15 protein-coding genes are annotated in these 18,364 nt (G+C 50.7%); 2 read left to right on the top strand and 13 right to left on the bottom strand.

All coding sequences use genetic code 11. From position 1 onward, the window contains the following. Nucleotides 1–354 precede the first annotated feature (354 nt). On the bottom strand, nucleotides 355–1,575 hold the full coding sequence (locus NST44_RS11765) for an aminotransferase-like domain-containing protein (protein WP_210094405.1): 1,221 nt from the start codon (nucleotides 1,573–1,575) through the stop codon (nucleotides 355–357). A gap of 112 nt (nucleotides 1,576–1,687) precedes the next feature. Then, complete coding sequence (locus tag NST44_RS11760; protein WP_028403806.1) at nucleotides 1,688–2,344, bottom strand: response regulator transcription factor; 657 nt, start codon at nucleotides 2,342–2,344, stop codon at nucleotides 1,688–1,690. A gap of 364 nt (nucleotides 2,345–2,708) precedes the next feature. Between NST44_RS11760 and NST44_RS11755 the strand changes: the two genes are divergently transcribed. Together NST44_RS11755 and NST44_RS11750 are read left to right on the top strand one after the other, a co-directional pair. After that, nucleotides 2,709–3,122 carry a hypothetical protein gene (locus tag NST44_RS11755; RefSeq protein ID WP_007127306.1) on the top strand — a complete coding sequence of 138 codons (414 nt, stop codon included), beginning with the start codon at nucleotides 2,709–2,711 and terminating at the stop codon, nucleotides 3,120–3,122. Continuing rightward, complete coding sequence (locus NST44_RS11750; RefSeq protein WP_007127305.1) at nucleotides 3,119–4,204, top strand: phosphodiester glycosidase family protein; 1,086 nt, start codon at nucleotides 3,119–3,121, stop codon at nucleotides 4,202–4,204. The genes NST44_RS11755 and NST44_RS11750 overlap by 4 nt, the downstream gene beginning before the upstream one ends. Before the next feature lie 295 nt (nucleotides 4,205–4,499). Here the strand turns inward: NST44_RS11750 and NST44_RS11745 are convergent, their stop codons facing one another. The 11 genes from NST44_RS11745 to NST44_RS11695 all read right to left on the bottom strand — a co-directional run bounded on the left by NST44_RS11745 (nucleotide 4,500) and on the right by NST44_RS11695 (nucleotide 18,340). Beyond that, entirely contained in the window at nucleotides 4,500–4,754 is a 255-nt protein-coding gene (locus tag NST44_RS11745; protein ID WP_007127303.1) for an AbrB/MazE/SpoVT family DNA-binding domain-containing protein, read from the bottom strand. A 187-nt stretch (nucleotides 4,755–4,941) separates the two neighbouring features. Further along, nucleotides 4,942–5,406, bottom strand: a complete 465-nt coding sequence (gene trmL / locus NST44_RS11740) for a tRNA (uridine(34)/cytosine(34)/5-carboxymethylaminomethyluridine(34)-2'-O)-methyltransferase TrmL (protein WP_210094406.1) — start codon at nucleotides 5,404–5,406, stop codon at nucleotides 4,942–4,944. Nucleotides 5,407–5,541: 135 nt separating this feature from the next. Further along, nucleotides 5,542–6,627, bottom strand: a complete 1,086-nt coding sequence (gene serC, locus NST44_RS11735; RefSeq protein WP_213613697.1) for a 3-phosphoserine/phosphohydroxythreonine transaminase — start codon at nucleotides 6,625–6,627, stop codon at nucleotides 5,542–5,544. A gap of 181 nt (nucleotides 6,628–6,808) precedes the next feature. Continuing rightward, nucleotides 6,809–8,233 (bottom strand): type I glutamate--ammonia ligase, encoded by a 1,425-nt coding sequence (gene glnA, locus NST44_RS11730; protein WP_210094408.1) that lies wholly within the window; start codon nucleotides 8,231–8,233, stop codon nucleotides 6,809–6,811. Nucleotides 8,234–8,562: 329 nt separating this feature from the next. Beyond that, complete coding sequence (gene aroF / locus NST44_RS11725) at nucleotides 8,563–9,618, bottom strand: 3-deoxy-7-phosphoheptulonate synthase (protein ID WP_210094409.1); 1,056 nt, start codon at nucleotides 9,616–9,618, stop codon at nucleotides 8,563–8,565. Nucleotides 9,619–9,803: 185 nt separating this feature from the next. Then, nucleotides 9,804–11,591 (bottom strand): cache domain-containing sensor histidine kinase, encoded by a 1,788-nt coding sequence (locus tag NST44_RS11720; RefSeq protein WP_210094410.1) that lies wholly within the window; start codon nucleotides 11,589–11,591, stop codon nucleotides 9,804–9,806. A 41-nt stretch (nucleotides 11,592–11,632) separates the two neighbouring features. Next, a complete protein-coding gene (locus NST44_RS11715; protein ID WP_340901435.1) occupies nucleotides 11,633–13,207 on the bottom strand; it encodes a response regulator in 1,575 nt (524 codons plus the stop codon). A 76-nt stretch (nucleotides 13,208–13,283) separates the two neighbouring features. Further along, the gene (locus tag NST44_RS11710; protein ID WP_210094411.1) at nucleotides 13,284–14,966 is read right to left on the bottom strand and encodes an extracellular solute-binding protein; all 1,683 of its coding nucleotides are present in this window, start codon (nucleotides 14,964–14,966) and stop codon (nucleotides 13,284–13,286) included. A gap of 200 nt (nucleotides 14,967–15,166) precedes the next feature. Then, nucleotides 15,167–16,063 carry a carbohydrate ABC transporter permease gene (locus tag NST44_RS11705; RefSeq protein WP_007127295.1) on the bottom strand — a complete coding sequence of 299 codons (897 nt, stop codon included), beginning with the start codon at nucleotides 16,061–16,063 and terminating at the stop codon, nucleotides 15,167–15,169. 31 nt (nucleotides 16,064–16,094) lie between these two features. Next, nucleotides 16,095–17,051: an ABC transporter permease gene (locus NST44_RS11700; protein ID WP_007127294.1), complete on the bottom strand. Its 957-nt coding sequence runs from the start codon at nucleotides 17,049–17,051 to the stop codon at nucleotides 16,095–16,097. Nucleotides 17,052–17,383: 332 nt separating this feature from the next. Further along, on the bottom strand, nucleotides 17,384–18,340 hold the full coding sequence (locus NST44_RS11695) for a 4-hydroxy-3-methylbut-2-enyl diphosphate reductase (RefSeq protein WP_028403797.1): 957 nt from the start codon (nucleotides 18,338–18,340) through the stop codon (nucleotides 17,384–17,386). Nucleotides 18,341–18,364: the final 24 nt, after the last annotated feature.

Raw genomic sequence — 18,364 nt, 5'->3', positions numbered from 1 at the left:
ATTATACCGTGCGCCGAGAGGATCGCGTTACCAATTTGAGTAGAACAGATGATTCCAATGGATCAAGGCTGGTCCGCAGAGTCAAGCCATATAAAGATAAAACTGGCGTTTTGGGAACCCAAAAAAGCTGCCGCTCCAACCAAACGCTGGTTGAATCGGCAGCCTGTGTTCATCGTGTATCTTACTGTAGATGTAACTCGTGGCTGTAGCTGTAACTTGCAGCTGTCTTTGTATCTTAACCCCGCTTAATTCCGCTGTACATGCTGGATCCTGAGCCCGCTTAATTCCGCTGTTCATACTGGATCCCAGCAAGCTTATATCCGCTGTGCAAACTGGATTCTGAGCACGCTACGGTTAATTCCGCGCGGTAAATTCCATGACGGCTTCACTGATCAGGTTCATGCCCAGCAGCAGCTCATCGCGGCCGGGATGGGTAAAGTTCAGCCGGATGCATTCGGCATTCTCCCCTCCTGCCGAACACATCGATCCCGGGAGGAAAGCAGCCCCCTTCATTAATGCAGCCCGCAGAAGAGCATCGCCATTCAAGCCGGGAGGGAGCTCCACCCACAGAAACATGCCGCCGGGAGGGACCTCGTATTTAGCATCCTTCCAGGCGCTCCGCTTCAGCAGCTCCACCATGAGCTTAAGCCTCGTGGCGTACTCTCTGTTCAGCATCTCGATATGGTCCTCGAGCTTAAAGTGATTCGATTCCAGCAGATGATGGAGCATCCGCTGATTCAGCATGCTGGATTGCCAATCCGCCATCTGCTTCACCGCCGTCATCATCTCAATGACCTGCGGGCTGCCTGCCGCCCAGCCCGTGCGGAGCGCCGGAGCTACCGTTTTGCTGAACGAGCCGACATAAAGCACATGCGCTCCCTGCTTCTCCTCCAGAGAAAACAGGGATGGAAGCCGCTGCTTCCGATCCGGCCCGCCGGCTGCTCCGAAATACAAATCCCCGTACGAATCATCCTCTACGATGAGAAGCCCGTGCTGCACGCACAGCTCCAGCACCTGTGCTCGCCGTTCCAGGCTCCACATGACACCTGTCGGATTCGTGAAATTCGGCGCTGCCATGAGCAGCTTTGGCCTGTGCTTGCGAATCAGCGGCGCCAGCCGGTCCGGGAGCATGCCGCTGCTATCTCCCGGAACCGGCACGATTTCAGCCCCTTGGAGGCGGAGCACCTGCAGCAGACCGGGTGACGTCGGATTCTCCACGAGAACCGCGTCGCCCGGCTCGACGTACACCCTGACCAGCAAATCAATGGCCTGCTGTGTACCCGTTGTCAGCAGTATATTCCCGGGCTGGACACTCAGTCCTTTGCGCTTGGCAAGATCCCGGCTCAGCCACTCACGCAGCGGGCGATAGCCTTCCGCTTCCCCGTACTGCAAGGCTTCCGGATCGGCGGTTAGTACAGAGGTAGCGGCCTCGGCCAGCGAATGCATAGGGAATAATTCCTCAGCCGGCAGCTCCTCTGCCAAGGAAATAAAAGAATCCCGCTTCGCAAGCTCACGGATATTGCGCAGCGGGGATGACAACAGGGTCTGTGCACGGGAAGCAAAGGAATACTGCATGGAAATCCCTCCTCTAACCGTTTATGGAAACCTCGGTTTTATATTCAGGGAGCCTCTTTACAACCTCTAAAAAATATTCCCGATATCTATATATTATACCTTATGTAAAATTTTAAGCATATATTTGCCTTCCTTGACGGGTATACAGCGCATACTTCTCAATGGCCTGCGCCCGGGTCGATACGCCAAGCTTGACATAAATTTTCCGGAGGTAGTTGTCGATGGAGCGCCGGCTGACCTGAATTTCAGATGCGATCTTATCGTATGTAATGCCCTGCACGATCCGTTCCATGATAAAGGCCTCCGTCTCAGAAAGCTGCAGCCCGCCTTCGTTCATCGCCGAGGCCGTCAGCGGCCATATCCCCTGTTTTACCCATTCCAGCGGAAGAGAAGCTACCCCCTCCCGAAGACCGGCGATCATATGGATGAGCTGAAAGGTCGAGGCCTGCTTGGACAAAAGCCCGCTCGCTCCCCGGTTAACCAAGGACTGAAGCAGCGGAAGGCCGTCGTTGTCGGTCATGACCACCACATGGGTGTTCGGGGACAACTGCTTCATCTGTTCCAGGATCGCTTCCGAGGTCTGGTCCTGAAGTTGGTAATCCAATAAGACCAGTTCGGGTAACAGCTCAGCGACCATCCTCACCCCTTCCGTACCGGAAGAGGTCATCCCCAGGACGGTCAGGTCCCGCTCCTCCTCCAATATCAATTTCGTTCCCAGCATGCTTGTAGGTTGACTGCCGACGATAACTACCCGCCAAACCTGATTCATATTCCGATAGACCTCCTGTTTCGTCTTGATATCTCTATTTCTAAGTAAGCGGCATCATCACGAAGCATACATCCGACATGCGAATTTACGTTGTTTACGGCATGGATCGACATTTCGAACTGTGAATCACATGCAGATCCGTGGCGAACTTAATCCTGAAGACGCAGAGAAGTCAAAATAAGCATGGCGAATGTCTTATATGTATCCTACTTGATAAACAAATCTATACAGATTGTATCCCACTCTAACTTTCTAAGCAATCTTTTTTCATAAAACAAGTGCCTTTTGTTCGTCTTTGCGAAAGTATTTCTGACATGATAGAATAGATATCTGGAAAAAATGATAGATTTTGAGGGGTGATGAAATGCCGGTGTTGGAATCAGAAAACAATACCCCCTATGAGTCCCGTGAGGAAATGCAGCGCAAAGGACCTTCGGCCAGATGGTTCTGGGTATTTTGGATTGTACTGATTGGGCTGGGCACTACCGCAGCCTATTTATACAGTAACCATTTGAAGGAACAGGTCGTTATCCAGCTCCAGGAGGATACCAATAGGCAGATGGCTTCGTTCAAATCGGAATACGATCAGCGTTTCAATGAGCTGGTACAGGAATTGGACGAAATGCAGAGTCAGGTTCAATCCTTCAACGAGCTGCTGACCTTCACCAAAGATCAGGCCAGCGGCAAAACCGACAACAGCAACAAGCTGTACAGCCAGCTTAGCGAGGTCGAGAAACAGCTCAAAGAACTGGAACGCAAAATGGAGCTCTTAAAGTGAGCAAGCTCAAATATATCCGACCAAAGCAGGTAAACCGTTTATTTATGCTTGCCATCGCGCCTTTCATCGGCATGCTGCTGTGCATGTGGCTATTAACCCAGCCGCCGCGCATCACGCTGCACTCTTCGGAGTACATAGCCGACAGCCATATCTCCGAGCAGTCGGCGAAGATCAGGAGCGATCTCGGCCAAGCGGCCGCAGCTGCCAAACAAACCGTATCCTCCATTGAAAAGACGGCCGTTCTCTATCAACAGACGACCGCCAAGGTAGGATCCCTTCTGGGAAAAGCCAAGACGCAGGCCGCAAAGCCCGAGCAAATCTATAACCGGAGAATCACCTCAAAGCTGGGAGCCCCCATCGAGACGGTTCACAGCGACCGGATCCGGATTGAATTGTATAAAGTCAATCCCGGCCCCTACCATGGCTATGCGATGAAGGTCAAGCTGAAGGACCCTTCCGCGATGAGCATGTCCCTGGGCAGCGAAAGCGGCAAGCCCGGAACGGTGGAAACGACGATGCGGGCCGTCAGCCGGCACGGGGCCGTAGCCGGCATTAATGCCGGCGGATACGCCGATGGGAACAAGGGCCGCTTCCCGCTCGGCACGACGTTTTACGAGGGCCACTATGTATCCGGATTTCAGCCTAGCTTTAAGGATCTGGCCTTCGTCGGAATGAGCACCTCCGGAAAACTGATCGGCGGCAAATTTTACAGTCAACAGCAGCTTGACCGTCTAAGCCCGAAATTCGGAGCCACCTTTGTGCCGGTGCTGCTGCAGAACGGAAGAAAGACGACCATTCCCGAGAAGTGGAGAAGCACGCCTGCACGTGCTCCGCGCACCGTCATCGGCAATTATAAGGACGATCAGCTGCTGATTCTCGTCACGGAAGGATATGATGAGAACGGCAAGTCGGGTGCTACGCTGCAGGAGCTGCAGAACAAGCTTCTTAAACTTGGCGTGATCGACGCATATAACTTGGATGGGGGCGGCTCCTCCTCCCTCGTCCTGAACGGACGGGTTGTGAACAAGCCCTCGGACGGACAACTCCGTCCGGTGCCGACACACTTCCTGTTTTTCAAATAAAGGGGCAGTTTTCATATTATCATTTATTTTTTCGGCTAAGATGGTTATAATATAGATTAGCTTAGCAGGAGGTGGCCGTAATGTCTTTCTCATTAACCTTTTGGATCGTCATGATCGTATTTGCCCTTTATATGGTCGGCATTTTGACCGCAGCCTACAATGATGACAAAACCAAAGGCCTGTAAGGCATGACTCCCTCTTCTTATGAGGGGGTCTTTTACTTTTTTGCGATAAAAAAAAGCACCGCTGTCCGCGATGCTTATCAAATGAGACGATAGAACCTTTATATTAGGAATCAAGCATGTCTCGGAAGCTGCTGCATCTCCGACATGCATTGTGTGCAGATATAACGCTCCTTAAACTCGCTTACGCCGTCCATCGAGCCGCAAAAGACGCATTTGGGACGGTAACGCTCCAGAATAATGTGGTCCCCCTGCACAAGAATTTCTACGGGATCGCCCTCGTTCATCTGATATCTCTTACGCAGAGACTTTGGAAGAACGATTCTCCCCAGCTGATCGACCTTTCGAACTACACCAGCAGGTTTCATAACAATTGTACACCTCTTTCATCTTCAACAAGTGATTTCTGGAATTCTCAAACTGATAATAAGGGCCTAGTAGTATAGTTCGATAAAAAGCTGTCGAATCCTGCTGGTTTTAAGAATTTATTAGTTTTTTCGATATCTTATAGGTATACTGGATGGTTTTTCCGAATGATTTAAGCGTCAGCACGACTCATTCCATCCCTGGAAAATCCAATTGGCGCAAAGCCTCATAAACGATAATGGCCGCCGAATTGGATAAATTAAGGGAGCGGACCTTGTCTGTCATCGGCATCCGGATGCAGGACTCCGGATTGGCAGCCAGCAGCTCGGGCGGCAGCCCCTTCGTCTCTTTCCCGAATACAAGAAAATCCTCATCCTGAAATTGAATGTCCATATACCGCTTCTTGGCTTTCGTCGTAGCATAGAAATAGCGCCCGTCCGGATATTTCGCCTTCAGCTCCTCGAAGGAGTCATGATATTCAATATGTACGGCATACCAATAATCCAGGCCAGCCCGCTTTAAGGTCTTGTCATCGGTATTAAAGCCGAGCGGTCGAACCAGATGCAGATGTGTGCCCGTAGCCGCACAGGTTCTGGCAATATTGCCCGTATTGGCTGGAATTTCGGGTTCAACGAGTACGATATGCAGTGCCATGTTGTATTGTCCACCTTTTCTTTAACGTTTTCTTCTATTATAACCGATCCGCCGGACTTTTCAGGCTGATTCCAGAAAAACCCTTCCGCTGTTTATCAGGGAAGGGTTTAGGTCTGTTGTTGGATTTATATCACATTAGCGGTTGTTCTTAAAGTGCTCCATAAAGTCCACAAGCGCTTTGCAGCTCTCGTAAGGAACCGCATTGTATACGGATGCCCGCAAGCCGCCTACGCTCCGGTGCCCCTTAAGTCCCACAAAGCCTTCTTTCTCGGAAGCCTTCACGAATTCCTTCTCCAGCTCCTCGGTTTCCAGGCGGAACGTAATGTTCATATCGGAGCGGCTGTCCGGATTCACGCAGCCGCGGTAAAATCCGCCGCTGTTGTCGATGGCATCATAAATGAGCGCGGCCTTCTTGCGGTTCATATCCTGAACCCCTGCAAGCCCGCCCTTCTCTTCGATCCATTTCAGAACCTCGTTAATCATGTAAATGCCGAAGGACGGCGGCGTATTGTACAGGGAGTTGTTTTTCAGATACGTGTTATATCTTAGCATCGTCGGCAGATGCTTCGGAGAGTCCGTAATCAGGTCCTCTCGAACGATCACAACGGCCACCCCGGACGGTCCCAGATTCTTCTGCGCGCCCGCATAGACCATGCCGAATCGTCTCAGGTCAAAAGGACGGCTGAGAATGTCGCTGGACATATCGCAGATCAGCGGCACTGCGCCGGTATCCGGGAAGTCCTTGAACTGCGTGCCCTCGATCGTCTCATTGGAGGTCAGATGCAGGTAAGCGGCATTGTCGGACAATTGGATGTCCGCAAGCTTCGGCAGGGACATGTATTTGCTCTCTTCGGAAGAGGCGGCAACATGCGTCTCCCCGATCAGCTTCGCTTCCTTGAGCGCCTTGTCGGCCCAGCTTCCCGTCATGACGTAATTGGCGGCCTGGCCCTGTCCCAAAAAATTCATCGGAATCATTGCAAACTGCGTGCTCGCACCGCCCTGAATGAACAGCACCTTATAACCGGACGGATTCCCCAGCAGTGACAGCAGGCGTTCCTGCGCTTCATTATGTACAGCTTCATAAACGGCACCACGGTGGGACATTTCCATGATCGACATGCCGGTATTGCGGTAATCGACGAATTCCGCTTGCGCGCGCTCCAGCACTTCCAGCGGCAATGCGGCAGGTCCTGCATTAAAATTGAAGGCTCTCTTGCTCAATTGACTCTCCACCCTTTCTCTGTGTTCCCTTTATCGCTTTATTGATTTAACGCTAATCATAGCAACAATCTGATGGTCCTTCAAGTGTAATTATTCACAATTTTTTTGCCGCTCCCGGTGACTACCTAAAAAGCGCCAAGGGCTTAATTATAAGCCCTCGGCGCTAAATGAAGCTGATCTCTTACAGATCGTAGTACAGGGAGTACTCGTGCGGATGAACGCGGATGTTAACGGCTTTGGCCTCGGCACGCTTGAAATCGATGAAGTTATCGAGGAAGTCTTTCGTAAATACGCCGCCTTCGGTCAAAAACTCATAATCTGCCTGAAGTGCATCCAGCGCTTCGTCCAGAGAACCCGGTACACTGCGGATTTCCTTCTTCTCGGCATCGGACAGCTCGTAGATGTTCTTATCGAATGGCCCGTATCCAAGAGCCGTTGGATCGATTTTACGCTTGATTCCGTCCAGACCTGCCATCAGCATTGCCGCGAATGCCAGGTAAGGGTTCGCCGTAGAGTCCGGCGTACGGAACTCGATCCGGCAGCCTTTAGGGGTTACTGCGGCAACCGGAATCCGAACGGCCGCGGAACGGTTGCCTTTGGAGAACACGAGGTTGACCGGTGCTTCGTAACCTGGAACCAGACGTTTAAAGGAGTTGGTGCTTGGGTTCGTCAGGGCGATCAGTGCCGGAGCATGGTACAGAATACCGCCGATGTAATGAAGCGCAGTTTCGCTCAGGTTAGCATACGCGCCTTTCTCGTAGAACAACGGAGTATCGCCATTGAAAATGGATTGGTGAACGTGCATCCCGCTTCCGTTGTCCCCGAACAGCGGCTTCGGCATGAAGGTTGCCGTTTTGCCGTATTGACGAGCCGTGTTATGAACGATGTATTTATAGATCAACAGATTGTCTGCTGTTTTCTTCAAGGTATCGAAACGGAAGTTGATTTCCGCTTGCCCTGCCGTCGCCACCTCATGGTGATGACGCTCCACGCGAAGTCCTGCTTCATTCAGCAATCTGCACATTTCACTGCGGATATCCTGCTGCGTATCCACCGGCGCCACCGGTACATAACCGCCCTTTACGCCGACTTTAAAGCCGAGGTTGCCGCCTTCTTCTTTACGGTTCGTATTCCAGTTAGCTTCCTCGGAATCCACGAAGTAGCTGGAGCTGTTCATCGTGCTTTCATAGCGGACATCGTCAAACAGGAAGAACTCGGATTCAGGCGCGAAGTACGCTGCCGTACCTACACCGGACTGCTGCAGATATTCTTCCGCACGTGTCGCAATGCCGCGCGGATCACGCTCATATGCTTCACCTTCCGGCGTATAGATGTTGCTCATAATATTGATGGTAGGATGTGCTGTAAACGGGTCGATATAGTAGGAATTTGGATCCGGCATCATCACCATATCCGATTCCTCAATGCCGCGGAAGCCTGGGATAGAAGATCCGTCAAAGGCTACCCCGTTCACAAACGTCTCAGCATCTACTTCTGAAGCTGGCAGGGAAATGTGATGCGCCCGTCCCGACAAGTCTACAAAACGAAAATCGACCCACTCAATGTTATTCTCTTGAATTGTATGCAATAATTTCTCTACCGACATGTCTCTTCCTCCCAATTTCCGAACATTAAGATTAAAACAGCTTAACAATGTTCCTATATTCTTCGTTTTCTTTTCGTCATTATATGCTGGCAGATAACCTCACGTCAATAGCTATGTAAGGTATTTTTAAAAACCATGTCATATAAATTGACATATGAAACCAATTAAAGTAAAACAGCATGAAAAAGACACCTGCAAATAACGTGCAAGTGTCTTCATAGCTATGCTGTGACTCTGCCTATCCATATCCGCTATTCATAACTTCTCCCGCGGTTTCCCGGCTGCTTCTCCCGGCATCGCATCGACATTGCGATCAGGTACGAAGCGTATTATACGCGGGCAAAATCGGATGCCGGAGCCTTGGAAGTATTAAAGCTTTTGCCCACGAGCGGAGCCAGCTGCTCCAGATCCTTGAGCAAAGCGGCAAACTGATCCGGGAACAGGGACTGTACGCCATCTCCTGTCATCGAATTATCCGGGTCGGTATGCATTTCAATAATAAGTCCGTCCGCGCCTGCGGCTACGGAAGCCTTCGACATCGGTTCAACCAACTCCCGGCGGCCTGTTCCATGGCTTGGGTCCGAGATGACCGGAAGGTGACTGAGCTGCTGCAATACAGGGATGGCAGATAAATCCAATGTATTCCGGGTATAGGTCTCGAATGTTCGGATTCCCCGCTCACAGAGCATTACATCCGGGTTCCCCCCGGCAAGAATGTATTCCGCCGCATTTAAAAATTCATCGTAAGTTGCGCTAAATCCCCGCTTAAGCAGCACCGGCTTTCCGCAAGTGCCCAGCTTGCGCAGCAAATCGAAATTCTGCATATTCCGTGTTCCAACTTGAAGAATATCCGCGTATTCCGCGCAAATATCAACGTACTCCGGTGTCATAACCTCCGTAATCGTCAGGAGGCCATGCTTTTGCCCGGCTTCAGCCATCATGATCAGCCCTTCGACGCCGATCCCCTGGAAGCTGTATGGTCCTGTTCGCGGCTTGAAAGCACCCCCGCGAAGCACCTGTCCGCCGGCCGCCTTAACCAGCCTTGCAATCTCGTCGATCTGCTCCGCGGACTCCACGGCACAAGGACCGCCCATGACAACCAGATTGCCGCCGCCGATTTTCGTTCCTTTAATATCGATGACCGTGTCGTCAGGATGGAAATCACGGCTTGCAAGCTTATAAGATTTAGAGATTTTAATGACGTTCTCTACGCCTTTCATTTGACGCAGATGCTCGGCAAGCTTCGGATTGACGCTGCCGATCAGCCCGATCACCGTTCGGTCCGCACCGCGCGATACATGGGCTTGCAGCCCCTCCTTCTCAATCTCGCCTACAATATGCTTAATCTGCTCTTCCGGTGTTTGATTCGAAGTTATTACGATCATGCTTAGCCCTTCTTTCCTCAATATGCTCAGTAATTATTCCTGATTCCACTATAGACTTTCACGCTTAAGCGCTTGTTCGCTTTTAAGCTTTTATGCTTTTATCTATTAAAGTAACTATACAAAAAATGCCCCTTTCCGTCAAGCCCAAATCCTGGACCTTTTGAAAAGGGGAGCTGTTGGTGTACTTACGGAATCGGTTTGTCGCGTCCCTCCGACACTTTACGCTTAACCAGCGGGATAACGATTCTTACCGTGGTTCCGATCCCAGCCCGGCTGAACAAGGTAACCCCGTATTGACTGCCGTAGTGCAGCTTGATTCGCTGATCCACGTTACGGATCCCGTAGCCAGCGTTCGTCAGATTCTGAGCCCCGGTGTTATCCAGCCTTCGGTCAGGAGGGAAACCAACCCCGTTATCGATAACCCGGAATTCCAGCACATTCTGAAGCACCCTGGCCGTGATGCGGATATGAATGGAGTCCCCGGTCCAGGCATGCTCGAGCACATTTTCAATGAACGGCTGAAGAATTAGCTTCACCGTCTCGTACCGGACGACTTCCGGCTCTACGTCATAGCTGACTTGCATTCGTTCATCGTATTTAATCTTCTGGATATCGACATAGGCTTGTGCTTGCTCCAATTCGTTCTTGACGGAAATAATGTTTCGGCCGTCATTGAGCGACAGGCGGTAAAACTTGGCCAGATCCAGAACCATCCGATGCAGCTTATCCAGCATGCCAAAGCGGGCCAGACGGCTGATGGAGGATAATGTATTGTACAGAAAATGCGGATTGATCTGCGCATGCAGCGATTCCAGCTCCGCTTCCTTCTTCTGCAGATCGGCCAGGTACACCTCGTTGATCAGTCTGCCGATGTTGCTGCCCATCTCATTGAGCGCGGATGAGATATGCGAGAATTCATCATTGCCTTTGAAATGGGCCCGCTTATGGAATTCCCCTTCCTGGAACGAATCCAGAACTGAGACGATTTTAGACACGCGGAGGCTAAAATACCTCGAGACGATCAGGCTCACCACGAAGAACACCACGATGCAGACGAGGCAGATCAACAGCGTCAGGTTGCGAATCTTGACTGTATCCTTCTCGACGATTGGCGCGGGGACAACAGCGATCAATTCCCAGCCAAGCTGAGGAATCGGTTCCCGGATGAGCAAGTCGCCGTTATTGCGGAGCTCCTTCTCCCTGAAGACGGTCGTCTTCACACCGCCCGAGGAAAGGATGATTCGCCCCTGCGAGTCGGATAAATAGAGGGCCGTTCCTTCACCGATTTTTTTATAGTCCATACTCTCGAACAAATAATCCAGGCTGACGTTGATCCGCATAAATCCGATTTCCTGCAGCTTGATCGTGGTGATGTCGATCAAACGGCGAAGGAGCGAGATGCGGCCCTGGGCAGCATCATACTCGATCTGTTTCCATTGCAGCGTCGTTCCGTATTCTTCTTCCGGCGGATAAAGCTTGTACCAGGTTTTGTCAACCAGGCGGTCATATCGATAAATATCGAACAGCCGTTTATCCGCATCAAGCGGATCGGAATTCGAATAATTATCATACACTTCTCCGAGGTCGTTATTCTTTAAATAGATCGACATCCATATTTTTCGATTGGCCGTGCTGATGGCCGTCTCCAGCTTGGGAATCAAAACCTTGACCATGGTATCGTAACTGACCCACTGGCTCTCCGTGTAACGAAGGCGATTGTTGAATAAGGTATCGAAATACAGCATATCCGAAATCCGCACGATATCCTCGATCTTGTACGTAATGTTATTATTCATTTGATGAAGCGTGCCTTGTATGTTATTGTGCGTCTGTTCCCGGATGGACGTAACAAAGATCTGGGTGGCGATGTTCCCGACCAGCAGCACGGGAATAATGATGAACACGCAATAAGATATCATTAATTTATAGCCGAAGGGCACCTTGACCCGGATTCGTTCGAATTTCCCCGTCATGACCAATCACGACCTCATTATCTACGGTATAGTATGGAAGGCTATGCGTGCTTGCGCCGATATTCCAGCGGCGTCATCCCGTACATTTCTTTGAATTGCCGACTGAAATAGGGCAGATACTGATAGCCGGTCTGGGATGCAATTTCATATATTTTAAGCTTTGTCGTAACCAGCAGCTCTTTCGCCCGTTCCATACGAAGCTTGATGACATAATCGCTAAAATTGTATCCGGTTTCTTCTTTGAAGAGAACCCCTAAATAGTTCGGTGAAAACGAAAATCGGTTCGCCATATCGCGTAAAGTAATATTTTCATGCATTCGTTCGCGGATATTGCTGATGATATCCTCAACCAGCCGGCCGTTCCTGGAATGCTGCCGGAAGTTGAGCTGCTCCGAAATTTCAAACACTTTCATCCGGAGCCAAGCGAAAATATCATTCATCGTCTCAAACTGCATAAGGATATCCAAATTTTTCAGATCAATCCCAAGCATGCGGAACAGATCCTCATGCATCGTGTGAAGATGTGCATCCAGCTTCATGATGATATAAATGGCCAAATTACGGATTGTAAATTTGGATCTGATGTTTGAGGCCAATGCTTGAATCGCTTCGATCTCGTCGTGAATCCGTACAATATCGTAATTGGTCATCGCCGTGAACAAGGAATCGAGGCGTATGTCCAGAATTTTGGCGTCCTCACGATCCTCGGTCGGAACCTCGTGATAAAGAATCCACTGACCCTTCCCGCGGAACATCTTATAATCTAATGCTTCCACCGCCGTCAGATAAGAAGCGTGCAGCTGCTCCAGCTGATTGGCAACGCCGCCCTCGCCAACCGTTACGGTTAAGGCATAATCGTCCTTCAGCTGCTCCAGGAGAAGCTGTATATCCGGCTTATCGTGCTTGCTGTCCAGCAGCACCGCCATTCGCTGGTCCGTAACCTTGCATACATGCCGGAATCCGGCCTGCTCCAGAAGCATGTGCAGCTTCGCGAAGAACTGCTCGTTAACCCCTGTCCCCTTTTTCCTCTCCTCATAGCTGCTGCGCCAGGTACTGACATCATCGATTTCCAAGAGTGCTACACGGACAGGCCATTCGATTTCATTCAGTCTGTACTCCCGTTCGATAATCTCCAGCATCGCTCCATCATACGGCTTTTGCAAAATTTGAAGAAAGTATTGGTTTTTCAGGATCGGCACCATCTGTTGATAGGCACGCTCCGTCTCCTTCCGCTCGCGAAGGCGGTCCAGCTCCTGCTTGACCTTGGTCAGCGCTTCGATAAGCTCCTCATCCTCCATCGGCTTCAGCACATAATTACATGCTTTGAGCGCGATTGCCTGTTTAACGTAACTAAAGTCCTGGTAACCGCTCACGAAAATAACCTGCAGCTCTTCATTCATCTTCTGCGCCTTCTGTGCCAGCTCGATCCCGGTCATATTGGGCATTCGAACATCGGTGACGAGAATATCCACCGGCTCCTTCTCCAGCACTTCCCATGCCGCAAATCCGTTATTAACCGCAGCCGCGACCTCCATGCCGAGGCTTTCCCATGGAATAAAGCTCCTCATGCCTTCTAGGTCCAGTATTTCATCATCTGCCAGCAGCACTTTATACATGGGCATCTACTCCCCCTAAAATTCCGATAAGGGTATACTGCATCCGCAGCATACCCTTTCGGTATTCCATATGGTATTATTGGCCGTTCATCTTGGCGAGGTTTGCTTGCCATCTTTCGGTTTTGAAAGCAAGAAGCTTCTCGTAGCCTGCTGCTTGAGCATCGGCTTCTGCCTTATCCAGCACGGCCAACACTTCGGCATCGTCCTTCGCAAACAGAGCCTTCGCTCTAGCTTCGGTATAGATATCTTCGATACGTTGACGAATAATTCCTTCTTCGCTTTCAGGTGACGGATCCAGGTTAATGAATTCCGTTGCGTTCGCTTGCGTTTTCCATGTTATTTCGTACTGCCAGCGAGTCGACCAGTTGCGCTGCTCTTCAGGCAGTGTGCTTTCGTACTTCGCTTTTGCGGTGTCGACGAATACGGTATTACCGTTCCATTGGATATTCGTTGTTGTTGCTTGAAGCTTAGCCAGACCTTCTGCATCCGTTATATACTTCTCAGTAAACTTCGGTGTCTTTCCGTCTTCTTCAAATCCGTCCCAATATCCGCCTGGAGGGCCCCACATTTGGACGCTTTGTCCTTCAGGACCCGTATACCAATCCAGGAAAGCAAAGATGGCTTCCGGATCTTTCGCGCTTTTCGTAATGACGCTTACGTTCCATCCCAGCTGCGTATAGGTACCCGGATAAATTTTGTTCTTATCCAGACCTTCCTTAGCAATCGGCCAGATCATGAAATAACCGCCGTTCGGATCTTTCTTGGCCAGCTCGGCATGAGCATTCATCGCATTTTCCGTCGGGCTTGATGCAGCGTAGACTGCAACACGGCCCGTCATTACTTTTTCTTTAACCTGGTCGTTCGTTTGGGTCAGGGCATCCTGCGAAATCAGCTTGTCGCGGAACAGCTTCGCCGCATACTGCATCGACTCGCGATACGTCGGATCGGTGAAGATCGAGGTCAGCTTGTCGCCGTTTGGCACGCCGCGGATCGCGATCCAGCGAGTCAGCGCATCTTCCTTGAATGCGGAGTACAATACATCGATCCCTTGGCCTTCAATGCCCGGCTCGAACGGTACGACTTCATTGCCGTACTTCGCCTTGACGGCCGCCAAGTAATTCGCCAAATCTTCGGTCGTCTCGAGCTTCGGCTCTCCAAGCTCCTTGTAAATCTTCTTGTTCACGACGTAACCGGCGTTGCCGTTCGGCTGGCTCGTATACCAGTTCGGGAACTGATACAGCTTCCCGTCATCGGAACGAAGCATATTGATCCCGGCTTCGCCGAGCCATTCCTTCAGATTCGGATATTTATCCAAATACTCATCGAAAGGCACGAGCATATCCGCCTCTCTGAGCTTCTCCACGTCAGGACCGCGATCGAGCCAGATAACGTCCGGAAGCTCTTTGGACGCGATCATCGTATTGAATTTTTGCTGCGCGTTGCCTTGGGAGTTAATCGCTTTAACATCGACTTTTTTGTTCTCTTTAATCCATTTGGAAGCGTCGTCCTCACCCCAAGGAGGCATCGTATACCAATCGTAATGACCATAGAAGCTGAACTCAAGCGGCTGCTCACCCAGCACGTACTTGCTGTCGGACGCTTGCTCTGTCGGCGTGCCTGTATCGCCGCCCGTGCTAGGAGCCGGATCGGACGTCTTCGTCCCGCCGTTGCCACCGCCGCCGCCACATGCCGACAGCATCAGCGCTGCTGCCAGCAAAGCGGTCATCGATGTGGTCAGAGATTTCTTTCTCAACCTCATTCTCTAATTCCCCTTTCGTATTTCCACTTGATATTTATGTCTAAAGCGAATGCTTCAAACAACATGTTTAGATGCTCAGGATTATGCAAAATTCGATTCCAGCGGCTTCCAGGTCCAATAGATAGATGAACCAAACCATTTCACCCTGCATATTGCCGATTGAAAGCCGCTCTTTGAATATTTGCAAAGACTCTCGGGTTCTACTCTTTCAATGAACCTACCAGTACACCCTTTACAAAGTGCTTCTGTACAAACGGATACACCATAATAATCGGCAAGGTTGCCACGATCATCGTTGCCATGGACAACGATTTGGTCGTTACGCTCTGCATTCTCGACAGCGCTGCCGCCGACGAGGAATCGAGCTGGCTCATCTGCTCGGACATGATGTTCGAATTCAGAATTTGACGCAGAATCGTCTGAATCGGCAGAAGCTCTTCCTTCGTAATGTAGATACTCGGCAAGAACCACTCGTTCCAGTGCGCCACGGCTGTAAACAGGGATAGTGTCGCGATAACTGGACCGGACAGCGGCAGGATAATCCGGAAGTAAATCCCCCAATTGCCTGCGCCGTCAATCTTGGCAGACTCCTCCAGCCCGTTCGGAAGCCCTTGGAAGAAGGTTCGGAATATGATCATGTTCCACACGCTTACCAAGCTCGGAATAATGAACACCCAGAAGGAATCCATCAGACCCAGACTGCGGACGAGCATGAACGTCGGAATCAAGCCGCCCCCGAAGTACATGGTAATGATGCACATCACCATGTAATATTTGCGTCCGATAAGCTCGCGCTTCGTCATCCCGTAAGCAAAGATCGACGTCACCAAAATCGAGCTGATCGTACCGACCACGGTCCGGGCTACGGATATGCCGAAGCCGTTCAGCAGCCGTTTGTCCTGGAAGACGATTTCATAGTTCTCCAGCGTAAAATCTCTCGGCCAGAAAGTCACTCCGCCCAGGGCGGTATCCGAACCGGAATTCAATGATATGACAAGTCCGTTCCAAAACGGATAAAAGGTCACAAAAGCCAACAATGCAAGCAAGATATAGATGACAACCTGCATGACGCGGTCACCGAATCCTAATCGTACCAAATCTACCCGCTCCCTTCATCACAATGTTCGTTTACCATAGACTGTTGCCCGATCTGCGTGCAATCAGGTTGGCGATCGTCAGAAGCATCACGCTGATTACCGCTTTGAACAAGCCTACAGCCGTTGCATAGGAGAACCGGGAGTTTTCGATACCGATTCGGTAAACATATGTATCAATAACATCGGACACCTCTCTAAGCACAGGGTTCTTTGCCAAGAGCAAGATGTCTTCAAACCCGGCAGTCAACAGGTTGCCGATCGCAAGAATCATGAAGATGACAACCACCGGCATGATCGAAGGCAGTGTAATGGTGAAAATCTGGCGGAACTTGCTGGCTCCATCCATGTCAGCCGCTTCGTACATATGCGGATCCACTCCCGCTACGGCTGCCAAATATACGATCGACGAGAAACCGATTTCTTTCCAAACTCCCGTCGTTACAAGAATGGTCCAGAAGTATTCCGGCAAGGACAGGAAGTTGATCGGCTCTTCGATCAGGTTCAGCTTCATCAGCAAAATATTTACGCTCCCGTTATCCGTGGACAACAGGGAAATGACGAACCCTGATACGATAACCCAGGATAAGAAGTGAGGCAGATAGCTGACGGTCTGCACCAAGCGTTTGAAGAACATGTGCCGGACCTCGTTCAGCATCAGCGCCAAGATGATCGGCGCCGGGAAGCCAATTAGAAATTTGAGCAAACTGATGACGATCGTATTGCGCATGACGTTCATGAATTCAGGAGATTCAAAGAACATCCGGAAATGCTTCAGTCCCGCCCAAGGGCTGTCGCCCATGCCTTTGAAAATGTTGTAGTCCTGGAACGCCATCAAAATCCCGTACATCGGGATATAGCTGAATATAAAAATCAGCGCGAGCGCGGGAAGCACCATAAGCTGGATGTCCCACTGTTTGGCAAAGCGAACAAGTAAATTGTCTTTCTTCCGTTTAGGAACAGGTTCCTGCTTAACGGATATTTGTGCCATCTCCAACCCCCCGTATGTTTATGCCATGAAGTATCTCTAATGTCTATCATTCTAGTTGAAAGAGGCGATCATGAATATTTGCCTGATCAACGAAAAATGATAATATTCAATCGAAATGTATCCAAATGAAAAAAGAGCCCTTAAAGGACTCTTAGGAGGGCAGCATGTCGCGGCCCCTTCATCGGTAAATTACTTCTTACTACCCCCGGTTTAAAGAAAATTGATATTATTCAACGAGCTAGCAGCATCCGGGTGGCATAAACAACGGTTTGACACAAAAAAAAGCCATTGCGAAATTACCGCAATGGCTTCTTCATAAATATCTATGGTACTTAAGCTTGCGTCTTGCTTTTCGCACGTACCGGAGGCAGCAGCTTGCTCATGTTCACCGTACGCTTGATTTCCCAAGTTTCCGGTTTGTCATGCTCATACTGCTCAAGGTATGCGATGACTTCTTTGGTGATCGGCGTCGGCGTCGAGGCGCCCGAGGTGACCGCCACCTTGCTTATGCCTTCAAGCCACTCGCGCTTCAGCTCGGTCACATCGCCGATCCGGTGCGCGGGAACGCCGGCAATTTCCTCGGAGACTTGAGCAAGCCGGTTCGAGTTGTTGCTTCGAGGATCGCCCACCACGATTACGAGGTCCGCCTGCCCTGCCTGCTCCGCTACGGCCTCCTGCCGCACCTGCGTCGCCAGGCAAATCTCGTTATGGATTTCGGCACCCGGGAATTTCTCCAGCAGGCGCTTCATAATATGCTTGATATCCCATTGGCTCATCGTGGTCTGGTTCGTGATGATGATCCGGGATGCGTCCACCTCAAGCTGATCAATCTCCTCTTCCTTCTCGATCAGATGGACGTGCTCAGGCGCGATACCGATCGCCCCTTCGGGCTCGGGGTGGCCTTTCTTGCCGATATAAATAATTTCGTATCCGTCCGCAACCTTATCCCGAATCAAATCATGGGTCTTCGTCACGTCCGGGCACGTCGCATCCAGCGTGGTCAGCCCTTTATCCCGGGCAAGCTTGCGAACCTCCGGCGAAACGCCGTGTGCGGTAAAGATAACCGTCCCGCTGTCCACCTGCTTCAATATTTCCATCCGGTTCGGACCGTCCAGCGTAATGATGCCCTCATCCTCAAAAGATTGCGTGACATGACTGTTGTGCACAATCATGCCCAGTATATAAATAGGCCGGGGAAGATCCAGGTTCTGGGCGGCCTGACGTGCCAGCACCATGGCATCCACGACGCCGTAGCAGTAACCTCTCGGCGATATTTTGATGACTTCGATGATCCTCACCTGCTTTCGCGTTGT

Origin of the sequence: Paenibacillus sp. FSL W8-0919 (genome assembly GCF_038003785.1) — a bacterium.
Taxonomy (GTDB): Bacteria; Bacillota; Bacilli; order Paenibacillales; family Paenibacillaceae; genus Paenibacillus_AQ; species Paenibacillus_AQ lactis.
The sequence above is the reverse complement of the archived record's forward strand: the minus strand, read 5'-3'. Positions and strand labels throughout refer to the sequence as shown.

Bases quoted from the DNA above. Each gene is read 5' to 3' on its own strand.
- NST44_RS11760 (WP_028403806.1), bottom strand. From the start codon at position 2,344: ATGAATCAGGTTTGGCGGGTAGTTATCGTCGGCAGTCAACCTACAAGC.
- aroF (WP_210094409.1), bottom strand. From the start codon at position 9,618: ATGATCGTAATAACTTCGAATCAAACACCGGAAGAGCAGATTAAGCAT.
- NST44_RS11745 (WP_007127303.1), bottom strand. From the start codon at position 4,754: ATGAAACCTGCTGGTGTAGTTCGAAAGGTCGATCAGCTGGGGAGAATC.
- glnA (WP_210094408.1), bottom strand. From the start codon at position 8,233: ATGTCGGTAGAGAAATTATTGCATACAATTCAAGAGAATAACATTGAG.
- NST44_RS11765 (WP_210094405.1), bottom strand. From the start codon at position 1,575: ATGCAGTATTCCTTTGCTTCCCGTGCACAGACCCTGTTGTCATCCCCG.
- trmL (WP_210094406.1), bottom strand. From the start codon at position 5,406: ATGGCACTGCATATCGTACTCGTTGAACCCGAAATTCCAGCCAATACG.
- NST44_RS11755 (WP_007127306.1), top strand. From the start codon at position 2,709: ATGCCGGTGTTGGAATCAGAAAACAATACCCCCTATGAGTCCCGTGAG.
- NST44_RS11710 (WP_210094411.1), bottom strand. From the start codon at position 14,966: ATGAGGTTGAGAAAGAAATCTCTGACCACATCGATGACCGCTTTGCTG.
- NST44_RS11700 (WP_007127294.1), bottom strand. From the start codon at position 17,051: ATGGCACAAATATCCGTTAAGCAGGAACCTGTTCCTAAACGGAAGAAA.
- NST44_RS11720 (WP_210094410.1), bottom strand. From the start codon at position 11,591: ATGACGGGGAAATTCGAACGAATCCGGGTCAAGGTGCCCTTCGGCTAT.
- NST44_RS11715 (WP_340901435.1), bottom strand. From the start codon at position 13,207: ATGTATAAAGTGCTGCTGGCAGATGATGAAATACTGGACCTAGAAGGC.